The sequence below is a fragment of the Thioclava nitratireducens genome, from assembly GCF_001940525.2.
Taxonomy (GTDB): Bacteria; Pseudomonadota; Alphaproteobacteria; order Rhodobacterales; family Rhodobacteraceae; genus Thioclava; species Thioclava nitratireducens.
This window is the reverse complement of sequence record NZ_CP019437.1, coordinates 3521603-3541594: the sequence shown is the minus strand read 5'-3', so window position 1 is coordinate 3541594 and position 19992 is coordinate 3521603. Positions and strand designations below refer to the sequence as shown.

20 protein-coding genes are annotated in these 19992 nt (G+C 64.9%); 14 read left to right on the top strand and 6 right to left on the bottom strand.

What is annotated here, in order from left to right:
- The first annotated feature begins 334 nt into the window (after positions 1-334).
- Positions 335-1957, top strand: coding sequence for a GMC family oxidoreductase (locus BMG03_RS16905; RefSeq protein WP_075773999.1), 1623 nt, complete (start codon positions 335-337; stop codon positions 1955-1957).
- Here BMG03_RS16905 and BMG03_RS16900 read toward each other — a convergent pair.
- Genes BMG03_RS16900 through BMG03_RS16890 form a run of 3 tightly spaced genes read right to left on the bottom strand, consistent with a single transcriptional unit; the run spans position 1933 to position 3495 of the window.
- Positions 1933-2319 carry a GFA family protein gene (locus tag BMG03_RS16900; RefSeq protein WP_075774000.1) on the bottom strand — a complete coding sequence of 129 codons (387 nt, stop codon included), beginning with the start codon at positions 2317-2319 and terminating at the stop codon, positions 1933-1935. The two genes, BMG03_RS16905 and BMG03_RS16900, sit on opposite strands and share 25 nt — an antisense overlap.
- Positions 2319-3047, bottom strand: a complete 729-nt coding sequence (locus tag BMG03_RS16895; RefSeq protein WP_075774001.1) for a rhomboid family intramembrane serine protease — start codon at positions 3045-3047, stop codon at positions 2319-2321. The genes BMG03_RS16900 and BMG03_RS16895 overlap by 1 nt, the downstream gene beginning before the upstream one ends.
- Before the next feature lie 40 nt (positions 3048-3087).
- A complete protein-coding gene (locus BMG03_RS16890; protein ID WP_075774002.1) occupies positions 3088-3495 on the bottom strand; it encodes an META domain-containing protein in 408 nt (135 codons plus the stop codon).
- Positions 3496-3662: 167 nt separating this feature from the next.
- Between BMG03_RS16890 and BMG03_RS16885 the strand changes: the two genes are divergently transcribed.
- Together BMG03_RS16885 and BMG03_RS16880 are read left to right on the top strand one after the other, a co-directional pair.
- Complete coding sequence (locus tag BMG03_RS16885) at positions 3663-5630, top strand: heme lyase CcmF/NrfE family subunit (protein WP_075774003.1); 1968 nt, start codon at positions 3663-3665, stop codon at positions 5628-5630.
- 3 nt (positions 5631-5633) lie between these two features.
- A complete protein-coding gene (locus BMG03_RS16880) occupies positions 5634-6110 on the top strand; it encodes a cytochrome c-type biogenesis protein (protein ID WP_075774004.1) in 477 nt (158 codons plus the stop codon).
- Between the two features lie 261 nt (positions 6111-6371).
- On the opposite strand, the gene BMG03_RS16875 is transcribed toward BMG03_RS16880, so the two are convergent.
- Both BMG03_RS16875 and BMG03_RS16870 read right to left on the bottom strand, forming a co-directional pair.
- Entirely contained in the window at positions 6372-7826 is a 1455-nt protein-coding gene (locus tag BMG03_RS16875; protein ID WP_075774005.1) for an NAD-dependent succinate-semialdehyde dehydrogenase, read from the bottom strand.
- A gap of 1 nt (position 7827) precedes the next feature.
- Positions 7828-9102 (bottom strand): 4-aminobutyrate--2-oxoglutarate transaminase, encoded by a 1275-nt coding sequence (locus tag BMG03_RS16870; protein WP_075774006.1) that lies wholly within the window; start codon positions 9100-9102, stop codon positions 7828-7830.
- Between the two features lie 158 nt (positions 9103-9260).
- Here BMG03_RS16870 and BMG03_RS16865 point away from each other — a divergent pair, with 158 nt between their 5' ends.
- Positions 9261-9845, top strand: coding sequence for a cupin domain-containing protein (locus BMG03_RS16865; protein ID WP_075774007.1), 585 nt, complete (start codon positions 9261-9263; stop codon positions 9843-9845).
- Positions 9846-9854: 9 nt separating this feature from the next.
- On the opposite strand, the gene BMG03_RS16860 is transcribed toward BMG03_RS16865, so the two are convergent.
- On the bottom strand, positions 9855-10811 hold the full coding sequence (locus BMG03_RS16860; RefSeq protein ID WP_075774008.1) for a LysR family transcriptional regulator: 957 nt from the start codon (positions 10809-10811) through the stop codon (positions 9855-9857).
- Positions 10812-10966: 155 nt separating this feature from the next.
- Between BMG03_RS16860 and BMG03_RS16855 the strand changes: the two genes are divergently transcribed.
- The 10 genes from BMG03_RS16855 to BMG03_RS16810 all read left to right on the top strand — a co-directional run bounded on the left by BMG03_RS16855 (position 10967) and on the right by BMG03_RS16810 (position 19956).
- Entirely contained in the window at positions 10967-11752 is a 786-nt protein-coding gene (locus BMG03_RS16855; RefSeq protein ID WP_075774009.1) for an ABC transporter substrate-binding protein, read from the top strand.
- A 94-nt stretch (positions 11753-11846) separates the two neighbouring features.
- Positions 11847-12638 carry a creatininase family protein gene (locus tag BMG03_RS16850; RefSeq protein WP_075774010.1) on the top strand — a complete coding sequence of 264 codons (792 nt, stop codon included), beginning with the start codon at positions 11847-11849 and terminating at the stop codon, positions 12636-12638.
- 10 nt (positions 12639-12648) lie between these two features.
- Positions 12649-13296, top strand: a complete 648-nt coding sequence (locus BMG03_RS16845) for an amino acid ABC transporter permease (protein WP_075774011.1) — start codon at positions 12649-12651, stop codon at positions 13294-13296.
- A 47-nt stretch (positions 13297-13343) separates the two neighbouring features.
- Complete coding sequence (locus BMG03_RS16840; protein ID WP_075774012.1) at positions 13344-14000, top strand: amino acid ABC transporter permease; 657 nt, start codon at positions 13344-13346, stop codon at positions 13998-14000.
- A 16-nt stretch (positions 14001-14016) separates the two neighbouring features.
- Positions 14017-14787, top strand: coding sequence for an amino acid ABC transporter ATP-binding protein (locus BMG03_RS16835; RefSeq protein WP_075774013.1), 771 nt, complete (start codon positions 14017-14019; stop codon positions 14785-14787).
- Positions 14784-16142 carry an aminotransferase family protein gene (locus BMG03_RS16830; RefSeq protein ID WP_075774014.1) on the top strand — a complete coding sequence of 453 codons (1359 nt, stop codon included), beginning with the start codon at positions 14784-14786 and terminating at the stop codon, positions 16140-16142. The genes BMG03_RS16835 and BMG03_RS16830 overlap by 4 nt, the downstream gene beginning before the upstream one ends.
- A complete protein-coding gene (locus BMG03_RS16825; RefSeq protein ID WP_075774015.1) occupies positions 16139-16831 on the top strand; it encodes a CoA transferase subunit A in 693 nt (230 codons plus the stop codon). The genes BMG03_RS16830 and BMG03_RS16825 overlap by 4 nt, the downstream gene beginning before the upstream one ends.
- Positions 16818-17471, top strand: coding sequence for a 3-oxoacid CoA-transferase subunit B (locus tag BMG03_RS16820; RefSeq protein ID WP_244270964.1), 654 nt, complete (start codon positions 16818-16820; stop codon positions 17469-17471). Before BMG03_RS16825 ends, BMG03_RS16820 begins: the two co-directional genes overlap by 14 nt.
- Before the next feature lie 8 nt (positions 17472-17479).
- On the top strand, positions 17480-18772 hold the full coding sequence (locus BMG03_RS16815; RefSeq protein WP_075774017.1) for an ArgE/DapE family deacylase: 1293 nt from the start codon (positions 17480-17482) through the stop codon (positions 18770-18772).
- Positions 18773-18780: 8 nt separating this feature from the next.
- Positions 18781-19956 carry an acetyl-CoA C-acyltransferase gene (locus tag BMG03_RS16810; RefSeq protein WP_075774018.1) on the top strand — a complete coding sequence of 392 codons (1176 nt, stop codon included), beginning with the start codon at positions 18781-18783 and terminating at the stop codon, positions 19954-19956.
- The last annotated feature ends 36 nt before the right edge of the window (positions 19957-19992 follow it).

Sequence of the window (19992 nt, the reverse complement as noted above, 5' to 3'; positions counted from 1 at the left end):
GTTTGGAGCGCCCGGTCGGAGAGACCGGGCGTTTTCTTTTGCGTGCAGCGGAGGGCGGGGCCCGACCGCCGGGTGGGCGCATTGCCCTCGGAGGTCGGCACTTTATCCCCGTCACATCCGGGCGACCTCGAACCGCGCGCTGCCGTCATAAAAGCGCCCGCCCGAGGGGGCGGTCGGGCGCTGCCTTGGCCGCTGACGCGGCTGATCCGGGCATTCAATTCCAGTCGTTCTCGCCCGAGGCTCGGGCGCGTCCCTAACCCGTCCGACCCTGCGTCACGCTTCCTTATCTTCCGAAACCCGTTAGGCTTTTCGCGAACGAGGGAAGGAGGAGCCCTTGCGGTTCGATTATCTCATTCTGGGCGGCGGCTCGGCAGGCGCAGTGCTGGCGGCGCGGCTGTCGGAGGACGCCGCGGTGACCGTCTGTCTCGTCGAGGCAGGGCGCGAGGCGCGCGATATCTTCGTGCGCGCGCCTGCGTTGGTCGCTGCGATGGTGGCGGGGCGACCGCCGATCCACAACTGGGCGCTGCGCACCACGCCGCAACCGGGGCTCCACGGGCGGCGCGGGTTCCAGCCGCGGGGCCGGGGGCTTGGCGGGTCGTCGGCGATTAACGCGATGCTCTATGCGCGCGGCCAGCCCGAGGATTACGACGGTTGGGCCGAGGCGGGCGCCGAGGGCTGGGACTGGGAAACCGTGAAGCCATGGTTCCTCGCCTCCGAGCGCAATGCCCGCGGGGCGTCGGACTGGCATGGTACGGCGGGGCCGTTGCAGGTCGGCGATCAGCGGCGGCCTCGGGCGATCAGCCGCGCTTTCATCGAGGCGTGCGGCGCGGTGCAATGCCCGCCGAACGAGGATTTCAACGGGCCGCGACAGGAGGGGGCGGGGCTTTATCAGGTCACGCAGTTCTGGGACGGTCCGCGCAAGGGCGAACGCTGTTCGGCGGCGGCAGCCTATCTGCATCCGGTGATGGATCGGCCGAACCTGACCGTGCTGACACGTGCGCGCGCTGAGAAGATTGAGATTGCGGAGGGCCGTGCGACGGGGGCAATCGTCCGGCAAGGCCGCAAGCGGATGAAGATCGAGGCGGCGCGCGAGGTGATCGTATCGGCGGGGGCGTTCGGCTCGCCACAGCTGCTGATGCTGTCCGGGATCGGGCCTGAGGATCATCTGCGTGAGGTCGGGATCGAACCGCGTCTCGATCTGCCGGGCGTGGGGGCAAACCTTCAGGATCATCTGGATTACGTCATCAGCTACACCTCGCCCCGGCGCGATGTCGTAGGCCTCAACCCGCGCGGCCTGCTGCGGCTGGCGCGGGCGGCGGGCGCGTGGCGCAAGCATGGCGAGGGGCTGTTCGCCTCGCCCATGGCCGAGGGCGGAGCGTTCCTGCGGAGCGATCCGAGCCTCACCCGACCCGATCTGCAAATCCATTTCGTCGTCGGTATCGTCGATCAGCACATGCGCAAGCCGCATCTGGCCGATGGCTGGTCGGCTCATATCTGCCCGCTGCGGCCTCAGTCGCGCGGCACGCTGCGGCTGGCCTCGAGCGATCCGCGCGCGGCGCCCTTGATCGACCCCGAATATCTCTCCGATCCGCGCGACGCAGAGCTACTGCTGAAGGGCGCACGGCTATTGGACCAGATCGCCGAGGCGGAGCCGCTTCGTCCGTGGCGGGGGCGCAGGTTCTATCCGCATGACGGAACGGATGAAGGGCTGATGGCCGATATCCGGGCGCGGGCGGATACGATCTACCACCCGGTCGGCACCTGCGCGATGGGGCAGGGCGACATGTCGGTGGTCGATCCTCAGCTGCGGGTGCGCGGGATCGACGGGCTGCGCGTTGTCGATGCCTCGGTGATGCCGCGGCTGATTTCGGGCAATACCAACGCGCCGACGATCATGATCGCCGAGCGCGCGGCCGCGTTCATCCGAGAGGATCAGTCGACGCGATCGGTCGGGTGATTGACGCCGTCGTTCCACGGCACCGGGTCCAGATCGCGCGGGTTCACCCCTTCCAGACAGGCGGCGTTCACGCCGTATTGGTTCGGGTTCGAGCGGCGCTGGTGATGGGTGTAGACGCCGCAGGTTTTGCAGAAGTAATGCTTCGCGGTCATCGTGCCGAATTGATAGAGCGTCAGGTTGTCCTCGCCCTTCACGATGCGGATGCCCGAGAGCGGGGCCGAAACCGCCACCGCCCCGCGCCGACGGCAGAAAGAGCAATCGCAGCGCCGCTTGGTGTTGAGCCCGTCGGAAAGCGTCACTTCCATCTCCACCGCGCCGCAATGGCAGGTCAGGCGGTGGGGCGACTGGATTTCGGGCAGCATCAGCGTCTCCGTGTGACTGTGGGAATATTGGTCTGGCTCTCGCGCGCCTCGGGGAAGGGCGGGTGGCCATGGGTGAGCCGCCAGAAGAGCGGCCCGCCGAGCCGGAGCCATAGCGGCAGGGTCAGAAGCACGCCCGCCACGAAGCCGCCGATATGGGCCATATGAGCCACCCCGCCCGAGGCGCTCGAGGTCAGCTCGTTGAACAGTTGCAGCGTGAACCAGAGACCCAGAACCAGCCAGGCAGGGGTGGCCCAGATCTTGAAGAAGACGAGGAAGTAGAACAGCACGTCGATCCGCGCCTTCGGATAGAGCAGCAGATAGCCTCCCATCACGCCTGCGATCGCGCCCGAGGCGCCCACCATCGGCACGGTCGCATCGGGGTTCGCTGCGATCTGCGCGAAGGCGGCGGCCAACCCGCAGGCGAAGTAGAACAGCAGGAAGGCGATGCGGCCCATCCGATCTTCGAGGTTGTCGCCGAAGACCCAGAGAAACAGCATGTTGCCCGCCAGATGCAGGATACCGGCATGCAGGAACATGTGTGTAATGAGCCCGTGCCACGCGACGCCATGGGTCACGGCGGCAGGCCAGAGCGCGTTGTCGAGCCAGAGTTCCCGCAGATCGCCGCCCCATGGCGCGGTCATGACATAAACCACGATATTGATCGCGATCAGGGCCCATGTGACCCAGGGGGTATTGTACGAAGGATTGTGATCGCGGATCGGGAACATCGCCCGAGAGGGCCACGCGCAGGGCCCTCGGTCAAGGCGCTTATTGCGTGGCTTCGATCACCGTCTCGCCCTGCGCGATCAGCTCCAGCCGGTCCTGCGACAGTTTCACCGTATCGACTCGGGCCATGGCCGAGTGGAAGGCCTTCTCGACACCCATTGCGGGCTCGGGGCACATCATCCTCGTGCCCGCCAGTTCGCCGACTCGCACTCGGCCGTCCTTCTCCGAGATCCGGCCGTTGTAGTGATTGCAGCCGGCCTTGCCCGCGACCAAACCCTTTTCGGGGTGGGTGAGGGTGACCTCCACGCCATTGGGGATCGGTTTGCCGTCAATCGACACCACTTCCCAGATCGCGTTCGGTGCGATCGCCTCAAGAGGGTCGCCCGGCTCCGACTGGCATCCCGTCACCAGCCCCAAGGCCAGCAGCGGCCCGATCACGATCGCACGCATATTTAGCTTCCCTCTTGCTCTCACGCGCCTTGCTTAGACCTTGGGGATGGGGTGCGCCATTCACGGCCCCGTGATCCCGCGTGGGAAAGTTGCGACATCGGCGCGCATCCTCCTTGGCCCGAAGGCCGTATATCTCTATGCTCTCGCCCCGCGACAGGAGGAGTCCCATGATCAACGAACTCGGGCATTTTGCCCTGATTCTCGCCTTTGCGGTGGCCATCGTGCAGGCCATCGTGCCAATCGTCGGCGCACAGAAAGGCTGGCGCGGCTGGATGGCGGTGGGCGAACCCGCAGCGACGGCGCAGTTTTTGCTCATCGCGGTGAGCTTTGCGGCGCTGACCCACGCGTTTGTCGTGTCGGACTTCTCGCTGAAGCTGGTCTGGGCGAATTCCCATACCGACAAGCCGATGCTCTACAAGATCACCGGCGTTTGGGGGAACCACGAGGGCTCGATGCTCCTCTGGGTGTTGATCCTGTCGCTCTTCGGGGCGGCGGCGGCCGTGTTCGGTGGCGCTCTGCCACCGCGGCTGCGGGCGCGTGTGCTGAGCGTTCAGGCGTGGATTGGCGTCGCGTTCCTCGGCTTCATCATCTTCACCTCCAACCCGTTCCTGCGTCTCGCGGAGCCGCCTTTCAACGGCGAAGGGATGAACCCGCTGCTGCAAGATCCGGGTTTGGCCTTCCATCCGCCGTTCCTCTATCTCGGCTATGTCGGCCTCTCGATGTCGTTCTCCTTCGCGGTGGCGGCGCTGATCGAAGGCCGGGTGGACGCGACCTGGGCGCGCTGGGTGCGGCCGTGGACGCTGGCGGCGTGGATATTCCTGACCATCGGCATCGCGTTGGGCTCTTGGTGGGCTTATTACGAGCTTGGCTGGGGCGGCTTCTGGTTCTGGGATCCGGTGGAGAACGCCTCGTTCATGCCGTGGCTTCTGGCCGCCGCGCTGCTGCACTCGGCCATCGTGGTCGAGAAGCGCGAAGCGCTGAAATCGTGGACGATCCTTCTGGCGATCATGGCTTTCGGCTTCTCGCTGATCGGCACCTTCATCGTGCGTTCGGGCGTGATCACCTCGGTGCATAGCTTCGCCTCCGACCCGCAACGCGGCATCTTCATCCTCGGCATTCTCGCCCTCTTCGTGGGCGGGGCGCTGACGCTCTATGCGTTCCGTGCGAGTTCGATGCAGGCAAAGGGCGTGTTCTCGATGCTGTCTCGGGAAACCGCGCTGGTGATCAACAACATCCTGCTGGCCGTCGCAGCCCTCGTCGTCTTCGTTGGCACGGTCTGGCCGCTGGTCGCGGAGATGTTCTTCGGGCGCAAACTTTCGGTCGGCGCGCCGTTCTTCGATCAGGCCTTCACCCCCTTCATGGTGATCCTCGCCCTGATCCTGCCGATCGGCGCGATGATGCCCTGGAAACGCGCGCGTCTCGGCCGCGTGGTGAAACCCCTGGTCCCGGCCTTCGTGCTGGCGCTGGCCCTGGGCGGGCTTGCCTGGGCCGTCGAGAGCGGCAATTCGCTTCTTGCCCTCGTCGCGGTGTTCCTCGGCAGTTGGCTGGTCTTCGGCGCCATGACCGAGTTGTGGCAGCGTTCGGCCCGCAATTTCGGGCGCCTCAAACGCCTGCCGCGCGCCGACTGGGGCAAGGCCACGGCCCATTCCGGCCTTGGCATCACCTTCATCGGCATCGGCCTACTGACCGCCGGCCAGCTCGAGGATATCCGTGTCGCCAAGATTGACGAGCCTTTCACCGTCGGCGGCTACCAGATCACGCTGACCGAAGTGCATAAGGAGAAGGGGCCGAACTATACCTCGCATATGGCGACGATGCTGGTCGAGAAGGACGGCAAGAAGATCGCGACGATGCATCCCGAGAAGCGCATCTACCCGGTGCAGCGGATGCCCACGACCGAGGCCGCGATACACACCACGCCGCTGCGCGACATCTACCTCGTGATCGGCGATCCGCAGGATCAGGGCGGCTACGCGGTGCGCACCTATATCAAGCCCTTCGCGGACTGGATATGGGCGGGCGCGATCATCATGGCGTTGGGCGGGCTTCTGAGCCTGTCGGACCGTCGTTACCGTGTTGCGGCGGGGGCGCGCAAATCGCGTGCGACCTCGGCGCACGCTTCTCCGGCGGAGTGAACGATGCTCAGGAAAACCCTTCTTGTCGTGACGCTGGTTCTCTCGGCGCTGATCTCGCTCGGGCCTGCACTGGCGGTGCAGCCTGACGAGATCATGAAGGACCCGGCGCTTGAGGCGCGGGCACGCGAAATCTCCAAGGTGCTGCGCTGCCCGGTCTGTCAGGGCGAGAATATCGACGATTCCAACGCCGAGGTATCGCGCGATCTGCGGCTGCTGGTGCGCGAGCGGCTCAAGGCGGGCGACACGAATAGCCAGGTGATCGATTACATCACCGCTCGCTATGGCGAGTATGTGCTGTTCGAGCCCGAAAAGCGCGGGGCGAACCTGCTGCTGTGGTATCTCGGTCCGGCGGCGTTGATCGTGGCGCTGATTGGCGGGTTCTTCTATGTCCGCTCGCGCCGCGTGGCGTCCGATGGGCCGGCCCAGCCCGATCTCTCCGACGAAGAGCGCAAGCGCCTTGAGGAACTGATGGGCGAGTAGGGGAGCAGGGCGCGCGGCGGCCCGTGGGGTGGCGCATCGCGACCTTGGACGGCACGCGCTTTATTCCAGCCACGCCCCTCCATCGAATGAGCGTCGCGCGCGGTCACCAATGCCCCAGCCCGTCGGGACGGGCCGCCGCGCGCCCTGCGCCTTCGGCGCGCTCCGGGCGCAGGCGCTCTTCAGTCCGCGTTTTAAAATGAAAGAAGCGGCGGGAAAGCCCGCCGCTTCTCTATTCTCACCCTGATGTCTCAGGTGCAGCGGTCACTCGATCCCGCCGAGGCACATGTATTTCAGCTCGGTGAAATCTTCGATGCCGTATTTCGAGCCTTCGCGACCGAGACCGGATTGCTTGATGCCGCCGAACGGGGCTACCTCGGTCGAGATCAGCCCGGTATTCACGCCGACGATCCCGGTCTCCATCGCTTCGGCCACACGCCAGACGCGGGCGAGGTCACGGGCGTAGAAATAGCCCGCCAGCCCGAATTCGGTCGCGTTGGCCATCTCGATCGCCTCGGCCTCGGTCTCGAAGCGGATCAGCGGGGCGAGCGGCCCGAAGGTCTCCTCGCGCGCGACCCGCATCTGTTGCGTCACGCCGGTCAGCAGCGTCGGCTCGAAGAAGGTGCGCCCCAGGTTCGAGCGGTGCCCGCCAGCAGCTACCTGCGCACCTTTCTCGGTCGCGTCCGCGATATGCGCCTCGACTTTGGCGAGCGCGTCCGCGTTGATGAGCGGCCCGGTGGTTACGCCCGGCTCGAACCCGTTGCCCGGTCGTAGGGTCGCAAGCCGCGCGGTCAGCTTCTCGGCGAAGGCGTCATAGACGCCGGCCTGCACGTAGATCCGGTTCGCGCAGACGCAGGTCTGTCCGTTATTGCGGAACTTCGCGATCATCGCGCCATCGACCGCCGCATCGAGATCGGCGTCGTCGAAGACGAGGAATGGCGCGTTACCGCCCAGTTCCAGGCTGATCTTCTTCACCGTCTCCGCCCCTTGGCGCATCAGGATCTTGCCCACGCGGGTCGAGCCCGTGAAGGTAATCTTGGCGACCTTGGGATTGGCGCAGAGCTCTTCGCCCATGCCCGCCGCATCGACGCCGGGGATGATGTTGAAGACACCCGCCGGGATACCCGCGCGCTCGGCCAGAACGGCCATCGCGAGGGCTGAAAGCGGCGTCAGCTCGGAGGGGCGCCCAACGAAGGTGCAGCCCGCCGCCAGCGCCGGGGCCAGCTTGCGCGCGATCATCGCGTTGGGGAAGTTCCACGGCGTGATCGAACCCACCACGCCGACCGGCTGGCGGATCACGAGAATGCGCTTGTCGCGCTGGTGGCCGGGGATCACGTCGCCATAGACGCGCTTGGCCTCTTCGGCAAACCATTCGAGGAAGCTTGCGCCATAGGCGATCTCCCCCTTGGCCTCGGCGAGCGGTTTGCCCATCTCGGCGGTCAGGATCGCGGCGAGGTCGTCCTGATTTTCCATCATCAGGTCGTGGAAGCGGCGCAGGTAGCCCGCGCGCTCCTTGCCGGTGAGCGCGGCCCAGTCCGGTTTCGCGGCATGGGCGGCCTCGATCGCGGCGCGCGTGGCGTCCACGTCGAGATCGGCGACCTTGGCCACCAGTTCTCCTGTGGCTGGGTCGGTCACGTCAAACGTCTTGCCCGTTTCGATCCACTCGCCGTTCACATAGGCGCGGGTTTCCAGCAGGCTCGGGTCGTTCAGTTTGAGCATGTCAGCCCTCCTTCGCGGCGGTCATCGCCTCTTCGAGGATGTCGAGCGCCTTGGCCATCTGCTCGTCGGGGATGGTGATCGGCGCGAGGAAGCGGATCACGTTGCCATAGACGCCGCAGGTCAGCAGCAGCAGGCCCCGGTTGAGCGCTTCGACACGGATGCGCTGGGTCAGCGCGGCGTCGGGCTTGCCGTCCGTCATCAGCTCGACCGCGACCATGAAGCCGGGGCCACGGATCTCGGCGATCTCCGGCATGTTGGCGCGGATCGCCTCCAGACGCTGCTTGAGACGCGAGCCAAGCTCGTTGGCGCGGGCGCAGAGGTCTTCCTCCTCGATCACGTCGAGCACCGCGTTCCCGGCTGCGACGCCCAGCGGGTTGCCACCATAGGTGCCGCCCAGCCCGCCCGGGTTCGCCGCGTCCATGATTTCGGCGCGACCTGTCACCGCCGCGATCGGAAGGCCGCCGCCCAGACCCTTCGCCATGGTCGTGATGTCCGCGGCCACTCCATAGGCGTCCATCGCGAACATCGTGCCGGTGCGCGCGAAGCCGGTCTGCACCTCGTCGGCGATCATTACGATGCCATGCTCGTCGCAGAAGGTGCGCAGCCGTTTGACGAAATCATGCGGGGCCGGGTTGAAGCCGCCTTCGCCCTGCACCGGCTCAAAGATCACAGCAGCGAGCCGCGTGGGATCGAGATCGGTTTTGAACAGGCTCTCCATCGCAGCGAAGCTGTCATCGGTCGACACGCCATGCAGCGCGTTCGGGAAGGGGACGTGGAACACGTCGGGCATCATCGCACCGAAGCCCGCCTTGTAAGGCGCGACCTTGCCGGTGAGCGTCATCGTCATGAAGGTCCGGCCGTGGAAGCCACCGCCGAAAGCGATGATCGCGTTACGGCCGGTATAGGAGCGGGCGATCTTGATCGCGTTCTCGACCGACTCGGCCCCGGTGGTGACGAAGATCGACTTCTTGTCGAAATCCCCCGGCACCTTCTCGTTGAGGCGTTCGGCAAGGCGCACATAGGGTTCGTAGGGCATCACCTGATGGCAGGTATGGGTGAAGGCATCGAGCTGGGCTTTCACCGCCTCGATGACTTTCGGGTGGCGGTGGCCAGTGTTCACCACCGCGATCCCGGCGGCGAAATCGATTAGTTCGCGGCCATCGGCATCGGTGACGGTGGCGTTCTCGGCGGAGACGGCGAAGTTCTGGGTCTGCACCCCCACGCCCCGGGCAAGGGCGGCGGCGCGGCGGGTTTCGAGGTCGGCATTGCTGGACATGGGTACTCCTGAGGTGCTGGAGAATCACGGAATGATGTGACGCTAGTGTTTAACGAATAGCTGTGCAATGTTTAGTTTGTTAAACGTAGGGCGACGGCGCGCGCGCTGGAAATCCGCCCGCCCGCACTCTAGAACAGGCAAAGGACAGGAGGCTTGCGGTGAGCGAATTCGACGTGGGCGGACGGCTTCGGGCGATCCGCGAGGACAAGGGATTGTCGCAGCGCGAGCTGGCGCAGCGGTCGGGCGTGACCAACGGGCTTGTCTCGCTGATCGAGCGCAACAAGACCTCTCCCTCGATCACCTCGCTGCGCAAGATCCTCGAAATCCTCGAAATGACGCTGGCGGAGTTCTTCGACAGCGACACGCCGTCCGAGCCAGGAAAGTTCGTCTTCCGGCACTCCGAGCTGACCGAGATCAACCCTGGCCGGATCTACCGCTCGGGCGGCGCGGCGCTCGATGCGCTTTCGCTGAAACGCGCGGGCAAGTCGGGGCAGACCAACCTTCTGCTGCTTTACGAGACCTATGAGCCCGGCGCCGATACCGGGGCGGAGGCCTATGCTCACGAGGGCGAGGAGGGCGGGTTTGTCATCGAAGGTGAGTTGCTGCTGACGGTGGGCGAGACAACAGAGCTTCTGCGCGCGGGCGATGCCTACCTGTTCGACAGCCGCCTGCCGCACCGTTTCCGCAACGTGGCCAAGGCGCGCTGCGTGGTGGTCTCGGCCGCGACACCGCCCACCTTCTGAGACGCGCGCTCAATAATAGGTGCGCTCTTCCAGATCGCTCTCGGCCATCATCGCATCACAGGCCGCGAGGAACGCGGTTTCCGCGCTCGACTGCTTCCGCTGCGGGTTGGTGAGCAGGTAGATATTCACCATCGGCAACCCGTCATAGGGCGGCAACTGGCGCAGCCGCCCGGCCTCGACATCGCGATGCGCGACATGCAGCGGCAGCGCACCGATCCCGACACCTGCCACGATCATTCGACGCAGCTCGTGAAGGTTCGACGACACCCCGCGCCAGCTCGGCGCGAGCTTGGCCCGCGCGCGGAGCAGTGAGACGGGGTGAAGCGGGCCGTCCTCGGTCTCGGTCTGGAACGACACCGAGGTCTCGCCCTCGATCTCCGCGAGCGAGATGTTCTCGCGCTCGAAAAGCGGGTGCCGCTTGCCGCAGAACAGGCCGAAATATTCGCGGTAGAGCACCTGTGCGCGCAGGTTCTCGGGTGTCTTGTGAAGCAGGCAAATCCCGAGGCTCGCCCGATTCTGTTGCACCCGATTCACCACTTCCTCGCTCTCGGCCACGGTCATCGAGAAGGTCACTTTGGGATGTTCGGTGGCGAAATCATGCAACACCGCGTCGTAGTGATCGGAGATGACATGTGACGTCGTGGTGATCGCGATATGGCCCCGCAGCTCCTCTGCGCCGGTCTCTAGCAGGGAGGGGATCTGCGACACGGCGCCGAAGATCTGCGCGCATTCCTGATAGAGCAGGTTTCCCGCCCTAGTGACCTTGAATTCATTCGGTTTTCGGATGATCAGCTCATGGCCGGTGCGTTCCTCCAGCCGCTTGAGCGCGGCCGAGATCGTGGGCTGCTTCAGACCCAGCAGATAGGCCGCACGCGAGATGCCCCGCTGCTCCACCACGACCATGAAAGTCCGTAATAGGTTCCAGTCGAGATGCCAGGGGAAACGTTGTTCGTAGGGTTTGACCATAGCCCAGATCTATAATGAAGATTTCAATTATTTATTTGCGCAATGGCGGTCGCCATGCAAGCGTTCCCGTCAACGAGGCTCCGGATGGGGCGCTCGCCGTGGCGGGACGCGCCGGAAACAAGGCCGCCCGCAGTCATGACCAACAGGAGAGATCCATGACCAACCGCAGAACCGTTCTCAAGACCCTCCTCGGGGCCAGCACGCTCGCCGCCACCGGCATTTCGCTGCCCAGCCTCGCCGCGGCTGACGAGCTCGAAAGCCTCAAGGAAAAGGGCGTGATCCGGATCGCCATGTCGGGCGCCTACCCGCCCTTCAACTTCATCAACGATTCGAACGAGGTCGTGGGCTTCGATCCGGCCATCGGTGAGGAGATCGCCAAGCGCATGGGCCTGAAGACCGAGATCGTGACGACCGCGTGGGACGGGATCATCGGCGGTCTGCTGGCCAACAAGTACGACGCCATCGTCGGCTCGATGTCGATCACCCCCGAGCGCGAGAAGGTCGTCGATTTCGTCGGTCCGTATTACACGACGAAGCGCGCGATCTTCGTCCTGCCCGACAGCCCGATCAAGTCGGTTGCCGATCTGAAGGACGTGACTGTCGGTGTGACCCTTGGTGAAACGCACGAAGAGTGGGCGCGTCAGCAAGGCTATAACGTGAAGACCTACAAGGGTCTGCCCGAGCTGATCCTCGAGCTTCAGAACGGTCGTGTCGACGCGATCATCAACGACTCGATCGCGGCGATCCTCGCGATGAAGAAGAACGACTACAAATACCGCATCCTCGACGATCTGAAGACCGACGCGATCGGTGCTGGCATCGCGATCCGCAAGGGCAATCCCGAGTTGAAAGACGCGATGCAGAAGGCGCTCGATTCCATGATGGAAGACGGCACCTACGAGAAGATCGCGATGAAGTGGATCGGCGCTGACATCCGCTGATCGGCGCGTCCCAAGGAATGGTGGGCAGCCCGTCTTCTGACGGCTGCCCTGCCTCCCGCAATCTTCGATGGATTCCCGAAAGGACACGGAACGGATGACCGCCGAATATGGAAAGCTGACCTGGGAGCAGGTCCGCGACGCGGACAAGGATCGTGTGGTGATCCTGAATGTCTCTGCGACGGAAGATCACGGGCCGCATATGCCGCTCGATACGGACACGGTTCTGGGGATGGCGGTGGCCAATGGCGTTGCCGAAGCCGCGCCCGACGAAGTATTCGTGATGCCCGCGATCCCCTATGGCTTCAACGAGCATCACAAGGACTTTCCGGGTGTCATCTGGATCCAGCCGGAGACGCTGATCAACTTCGTCTGCGATGTGACCGAGTCGCTCGCGCATCACGGCTTCCGCCGGATCCTGCTGCTGAACTCGCACGGGTCGAACCACCCGATCCTCGATCTCGCGGCGCGCAAGACGGTCATCCGCACCGGCATCATCTGCGTCTCGGCATCGTATTGGAACCTGTGCAGCGACCGTATTCAGGGCCTGCGCAAATCCGAAGTGGGCGGCATCGCCCATGCCGGGGAATTCGAAGCTGCGATGTACAAGCATCTGCATCCCGATCTGGTCGATCTCGACAAGGCCGAAAGCCAGAACCTGCACGATCCCGACACCAAGTTCTTCAATCTCGATTTGGCGGCCGGTGGCGGCAAGGCGATGCTGATGCGCTGGTGGTCCTCGGTCTCGCCCGATGGAACCATGGGCGATCCGACCGTCGCCGATGCCGAGACCGGCAAGGCGTTCCTGGAAGCGGCGATCGAGGAGACGACAGCGCTCGTGCGCGAGATACGCGCGCTGCCGATCCTGCCACGCCGCGATCATCATTGAGGGGAATGCCGTGGATATCGAACTAATCCTCAAGGTCTATCCGTACTTCCTGAAAGCCGCCGTGATCACGGTTGAACTGTCGGTCCTGACCATCGTGCTGGGGCTCATTTGCGGCGCAATTGGCGCAGCGTTCCGGCTGTCGCGCTTCTTCCTCTTGCGCTTCATAGGCGGCGCCTATGTCAGCTTCTTTCGCGGCACGCCCGCGCTGATTCAGCTGTTCCTGTTGTATTTCGGCGGCCCGCAGGTCGGCATCCAGCTAGATGCGTTTCAGGCCGGTGTGATCGGGCTCGGCGTCAATATCGGGGCCTACATGACCGAGACGATGCGGGGCGCCATCGTCGCGGTGGACCGCGGGCAGACCGAGGCCGCGCGCACGCTGGGCCTGTCGAAGGCGCAGGCCTTCCGCAAGGTGACGCTGCCGCAGGCGCTGCGCCTGATGATCCGGCCGCTCGGCGTCAACATCAACGCTCAGATCAAGGGCACCGCGCTGGTCTCCGCGATCTCGGTGGTGGAGCTGACCTACACCGCGCAGCGCTACATCGGTTCGACTTACAAGCCGTTCGAGATGTTCTTCCTCGCGGGGATACTCTACCTCGTCATCATCACGGCGGTGGGCAAGGGCATCGCCTTCCTCGACCGCAGGGTGCGCATCCAATGATCCACGCATCCGCCCCCCTTTCCCGCCCGCACGAGAAGGAGTGAGCCATGGGTCTCGATTTCTCCGTCATCCCGCCTTTCTACGGCACGCTCTTGCTGGGTGTCCTGTGGACCATCGCCATCACCGCCGCCTCGGCGCTGCTGAGTTTCTTCGGGGGCATCCTGCTCGCGGTGATCGCGCTCTATGCACCCGCCATCATCCGCCTGCCGGTGCGCTTCATCGCGTGGCTTTTCATGGGCACGCCGCTGCTGCTTCAACTCTTCCTGATCTATTTCGGGCTCGTGCAGATCGGCATCGACCTTCCGGCCTTCGTGGCGGGCGTGATCGGCCTCGGCTTCCACTTCGCAGTCTATAATTCCGAACTGATCCAGACTGCGATGGTCGCGGTGGACAAGGGCCAGATGGAGGCCGCACGCACGCTGGGCCTGTCGCGCAGGCAAGCGCTCGTCAAGGTGGTGGTGCCGCAGGCGGTGCGCGACGTGCTGCCGCCGATCGGCAACAACATGATCGCGCTTCTGAAAGACTCGGCGCTGGTCTCGGTGATCGGGGTGTCGGAACTGACGCTCTCGGCGCAGCGCGCCATCGGCCAGACCTACCGCGCCTTTGAGTTCTACGCGGCTGCGGCCGTTCTCTACTACATCATCAATCTCGGCATGGAGGCGGTGATCCGCTGGTTCGAGAACCGCAACCGCCTCTATCGCTGATCCGGGAGATATCGACATGACCGAGACAAAATCCTTCGTCGAGATCCGCCACGCCCAGAAATCCTACGGCTCGCTGGAAGTGCTCAAGGATATCTCGCTCAACGTGGAGCGCGGCCAGATCGTCGCGATCATCGGCCCTTCGGGCTCGGGCAAATCCACGCTGCTGCGCGCCATCAACGATCTCGATCCGCTGACCGGCGGCGAGGTCTGGCTCGACGGGGTGCAGGTGAACAAGTCCCTGCCGCATAACCAGTACGAGAAGCACATAAACAAGATGCGCCAGGACATCGGCATGGTGTTCCAGCACTTCAACCTGTTCCCGCATCTGAGCGTTCGGGACAACGTCACGATGGCGCCGAAGCTGCTCAAGAAGATCTCCGACAAGGAGGCCGACAAGCTCGCCGAGGAGCAGCTCGATCACGTCGGCATGCTCGAGCGGATCGATTATTACCCGGCGCAGCTTTCGGGCGGTCAGAAGCAGCGTGTGGCGATCGCCCGCGCGCTGGCGATGCGGCCGAAGCTGATGCTGTTCGACGAAGCCACATCGGCGCTCGATCCCGAGCTGGTGGAAGAGGTGAACCTGGTCATGAAGAAGCTCGCGCAAGAGCACATGACCATGATCATCGTCACCCACGAGATGGATTTCGCCGCCTCCGTCTGCGACCGCGTGCTGTTCATGGACAAGGGCGTCGTGGTCGAGGAGGGGCCGCCCGAGCAGGTCTTCAAGAACCCGACCCAGGAACGGACCCGGAATTTCCTGCGCAAACATCTCGAAGGTGCAAAATGACGACTGAAAAGTCTCACCTGTTCTACCAGTCGCGCCAGCCGCGGCCTTTCCTCGAACGCTCCGAGGGGATCTACCACTACGACGAGAACGGGAAACGCTATATCGACGGCTCTTCGGGGGCGATGGTCTCGAATATCGGCCATTCCAATCCGCGCGTGCTGGAGAAGATGAAGGCGCAGATGGACCGTTCGACCTTCGGCTACCGGCTGCATTTCCGCACGCACCCGTCCGAGGATCTCGCCGCACGGGTCGCCGCGCGGATGCCGGAAGGGCTCGACAAGGTGTTCTTCGTCTCCGGCGGTTCCGAGGCGGTCGAGACCGCGATCAAGCTCGCACGGCAATACGCGGTCACGCAGGGCGAGGAGAGCCGCTACAAGGTGATCTCGCGGCTGCCATCCTACCACGGCGCGACGATGGGCTCGCTCGGCGTCACGGGCAGCCCGATCTTCACCGGGAAGTTCGCGCCGATGTTCACGGAGATGCCGAAGGTTCCGGCACCGACCTGCTATCTCGACCGCGACAACCTTACCGAGGAAGAGCGCGGCATCAAATATGCCGAGATGCTGCGCGAGAAGATCGAGGCCGAGGGCCCCGAGACGGTACTCGCCTTCCTGATGGAGCCGGTGGGCGGGGCTTCGACCGGTGCGCTGGTGGCGCCTGACAGCTACTATACCCGCGTGGCCGAGATCTGCGAAGAATACGGCATCCTGCTGATCTATGACGAGGTGATGACCGGGGCAGGGCGCACCGGCAAGTTCCTCGCCGCCGAGCATTGGGGGATCATCCCCGATATCGTCGCGATGTCGAAAGGCTTCGGCGCGGGCTACGCGCCTCTGGGTGCCGTGGTCGCGCGTCACGACATTGTCGAGACGCTCCTCGACGCGGGCGGCTTCCTGCACGGCTTCACCTATGCGGGCAACCCTCTGGCCTGCGCGGCGGGTCTCGCGGTGCTCGACGAGATGGAAGAGCAGGATCTGATCGGCAACGCCGCGCGGATGGGCGATGTTCTCAAGGCGCGGCTGACCGCGCTCATGGATCGCTACCCCTTCATCGGCGACGTGCGCGGCAAGGGCCTGCTGCTGGCGTTCGAACTGGTCTCGGACCGCGAGACGATGAAGGTTCTGCCGAAAGAGTGGAACGCGCATGTCGAGCTCGTCGAGCTGGCTTATGAGCGCGGTCTCATCATCTATTCGCGTCGCACGCGAAGCGGCTATGAGGGCGACCATTTCCTCGTATGCCCGCCGCTGATCGTGACCGAGGCGCAGATCGACGAGATCATCGCGATCCTCACCGACGCGCTCGACGCCTTTGCCGCCAATCACGACCTGCCGGTGGTTGAGGAGGTCAGCGCATGAAGCTGCCCGACAAATCCATCGTGATGGAAGAGGTAGTGGCGCAGATCCCCGACGGCGCCACGGTGCTGGTGGGCGGCTTCGGTGTGCCCGGTACCCCCTTCGCGCTCCTGCGCGAGTTGGCGCGTCAGGGGCAGCGCGACCTTGTTCTGGTCAAGAACGATGCCAACGAGGCGGGCATGGGCATCGACCACCTGATCGCGGGTGGACAGGTGCGCAAGCTGATCGTCACCCATCTCGGCCTTAACGCCAACGCCATCGCGGCGATGAACGAGGGCCGGATGGAGGTCGAGTTCTGCGCGCAAGGCATCCTCGCCGAACGTATCCGGGCCGGAGGCGCCGGACTCGGTGCGATCCTGACCGATATCGGCATCGATACGGAATTGGCGCAGGGCAAGCAGATCGTCGAGATGAACGGTCGTCCGATGCTGGTCGAGTCCGCTCTGCGCGGCGACGTGGCGCTGGTCCATGCCGCGCGCGCCGATTGCTTCGGCAATCTCGCCTATGCCGCGACCGCGCGCAATTTCAACCCGCTCATGGCGATGGCCGCGAGCCGCGTGATCGCGGAGACCGAAGAGCTGCTACCGCTGGGCGGGCTCGATCCGGACTCGGTCGAAAGCCCCGGCGCCTTCGTCGACCACGTCGTGAAACTCGACGCGATTTCCGAGGAGTATGGCATTGTCAGACGCTAGAGCTCGCATGGTGGCCCGCGCCGCGCGCGAAATCGCGCCCGGTATGGTCGTGAACCTTGGCATCGGCTTGCCCACCAAGGTGGTCAACCACCTGCCTTCCGACTTCCCCGTCTGCCTGCATTCGGAAAACGGGCTGACCGGGATCGGGCCGACGCTGTCGCCGGAACGCGCCGACCGGAACCTGATCGACGCGGGCGGGGCCTATGTCTCGACGATCCCCGGCTCGGCTTTCTTCGATAGTGCAGTGAGCTTCGCGCTGGTGCGCTCGGGACGGCTCGACCTGACGCTGCTCGGTGCCTTCGAGGTCGCGCAGAACGGCGATCTGGCGAACTGGAAGATCCCGGGCAAGTTCTCCCCCGGCGCGGGCGGCGCGATCGAGCTGGCGCAGAAAGCGCGCCGTGTCGTCGTGATAACCACGCATTGCGACCGCAAGGGCAATCCGAAGCTGCTCGAGACCTGCTCTCTGCCGCTCACCGCGAAGGGACGGGTGGCGCGGATCTACACTGACTTGGCGGTGGTGGACGTGACCGATCAAGGCTTCGCGCTGGTCGAACTGGCCACGGGCATTTCCGAGGCGGAGATCCGCGAGGCGACCGGCGCGCCCCTTGCGCTGCCGCAAGGCGACATTCCCAGATTCTGAGGCATGACATGGATACCGAGCTTAAAACCCGCATCCTCTCGGCGGTCGACGCCGCATTCGATGACGAGACCGCGTTTCTCTCCGAGCTGACCGCGCACCCGTCCACCCGTGGGCAGGAGCAGAGCGCGCAGGACTTCATGGCCGCCGCCCTCGACGAGCGCGGCTACGAGGTGGATCGCTGGCAGATCGACGTCGAGAAAATCCGCGACATGCCGGGTTTCTCGCCGGTGATGGGCGATTACGAGGACGCGGTGAATGTGGTGGGCACCCATCGCAGCCAATCGCGGAAGGGGCGCTCGCTGATCCTCAACGGCCATATCGACGTGGTGCCTGCGGGGCCTCTGGACATGTGGGACGCGCCGCCGTTCGAGCCGCATGTCGCCGATGGCTGGCTCTATGGGCGCGGCGCGGGGGACATGAAGGCGGGGTTGGTGTCGAACCTCTTCGCGCTCGATGCGCTGCGCAAGGCGGGTTTCGCTCCCGGGGCGGATGTGTTCTTCCAATCCGTCGTGGAAGAGGAGTGCACCGGCAACGGCGCGCTGGCCTGCCTTGAGCGCGGTTACCGCGCCGACGCCGCGCTGATCCCCGAACCGTTCGAGGAAAAGCTGGTCGACGCGCAGCTCGGCGTGGTCTGGGCGCAGGTGCACCTGAAGGGGCTGCCCACACATGTGGCCTATGCTGGCACCGGCGCCAATGCGATCGAGGCCGCAATCCCGCTGATCGAGGCGCTGCACGGGCTGGAGGAGCGCTGGAACGCGCCGGGTTATCGGCACGGGGATTTCGCCCACGTCCATCATCCGATCAACCTCAATATCGGCAAGATCCAGGGAGGCGATTGGGCGTCCTCCGTCCCGGCCTGGTGCATCTTCGACATGCGCATCGCGATCTATCCGGGTCAGGATATCGCCGCCGCGCGTGCCGAGATCACCGAGACCATCATGGACGCCGCGCGCAATAACGCCTTCCTGAAGAACTCGCTGCCCGAGATCGTCTGGCACGGCTTCATGGCCGAGGGCTATGCGCTTTCCGACGACCACTCCGCCACGGCGAAGGCCGCGATTGGTGCTCTCGAAGGGGCGCATCGCAGCGTCAACGAGAGTGATCTCGACCGCGTGGCGATCACCGCGACCACCGATGCCCGTTTCTTCGGGCTCTATGCCGACACGCCCGCGCTGGTCTACGGGCCGCGTGCCGAGGCGATCCACGGCTTCAACGAGCGCGTCGAGCTGGAAAGCATCCGTCGCATCACCCAGAGCACCGCCCTGTTCATCGCGGACTGGTGCGGGCTCGAAACCATCTGAGGATACCCATGCGCGACGCTGTCATCGTCTCCACCGCCCGCACGCCCATCGGCAAGGCCTATCGCGGCGCGTTCAACAATCTCGAAGGCCCGGCGCTGGCCGCTCATGCCGTGCGCGCGGCCGTCTCCCGTGCAGGCCTTGAGGGCGGCGAGATCGCCGATGCGATCTTCGGCTCGGCCCTCACGCAGGGCTCCACCGGCGTCAACGTGGCGCGCCATATCGCGCAGGCGTCGGGCCTGGCCGACTCCGTGGCGGGCGTCACGCTGGACCGGCAATGCGCCTCGGGCCTCAACGCGATCGCGGCGGCGGCTCATGGCGTGATGACGGGCGAGATGGACGTGGCGCTTGCGGGCGGGCTCGACTCGATCTCGCTGGTGCAGAACGAGCATTGGAACGGCTATCGCTACCGCAGCCCCGGCGTGCCCGACGCCTATTACATGTCGATGATCGAGACGGCGGAGGTCGTGGCCGAACGCTATGGCGTAACCCGCGAGGCGCAGGATGCCTATGCGCTGCAAAGCCAGACGCGCACCGCCGCCGCGCAGGAGGCCGGTCGCTTCGATGCCGAGATCGTGCCGGTCGAGGCGGTGAAGCTGGTGAAGGACAACGCCACGGGCGACGTCTCGGAGCAGTCGGTGCGGCTGGAACGCGACGAATGCAACCGTCCGCAGACCACGCTGGAGGGGCTTCAAGGGCTCAAGCCGGTGCTGGGCCCCGACAAGTGCGTGACCGCAGGCAATGCGAGCCAGCTCTCCGACGGCGCGTCCGCCTGCGTGGTGATGTCCGCCGAGGAAGCCGCGCGGCGTGGGCTGGCGCCGCTGGGCGCGTTCCGGGGCATGGCGGTTGCGGGCTGTGCGCCTGACGAGATGGGCATCGGTCCGGTCTTCGCGATTCCGCGCCTGCTGGAGCGTGCGGGGCTCTCCATCGACGATATTGACCTGTGGGAGATCAACGAGGCCTTCGCTTCGCAGCTTCTCTATTGCCGCGACTGGCTGGGCATTCCCGACGATAAGCTCAACGTCAATGGCGGCGCGATCTCGATCGGCCATCCCTATGGCATGTCGGGCGCGCGCATGGCGGGCCATATCCTGCTGGAAGGCAAGCGCCGCGGTGCGCGCTACGGCGTCGTGTCGATGTGCATCGGCGGCGGGCAGGGGGCTGCGGGCCTGTTCGAGATCTTCTGAATAAATCGGTGTGGGCGTTGCGCGTGTGACGCCCCG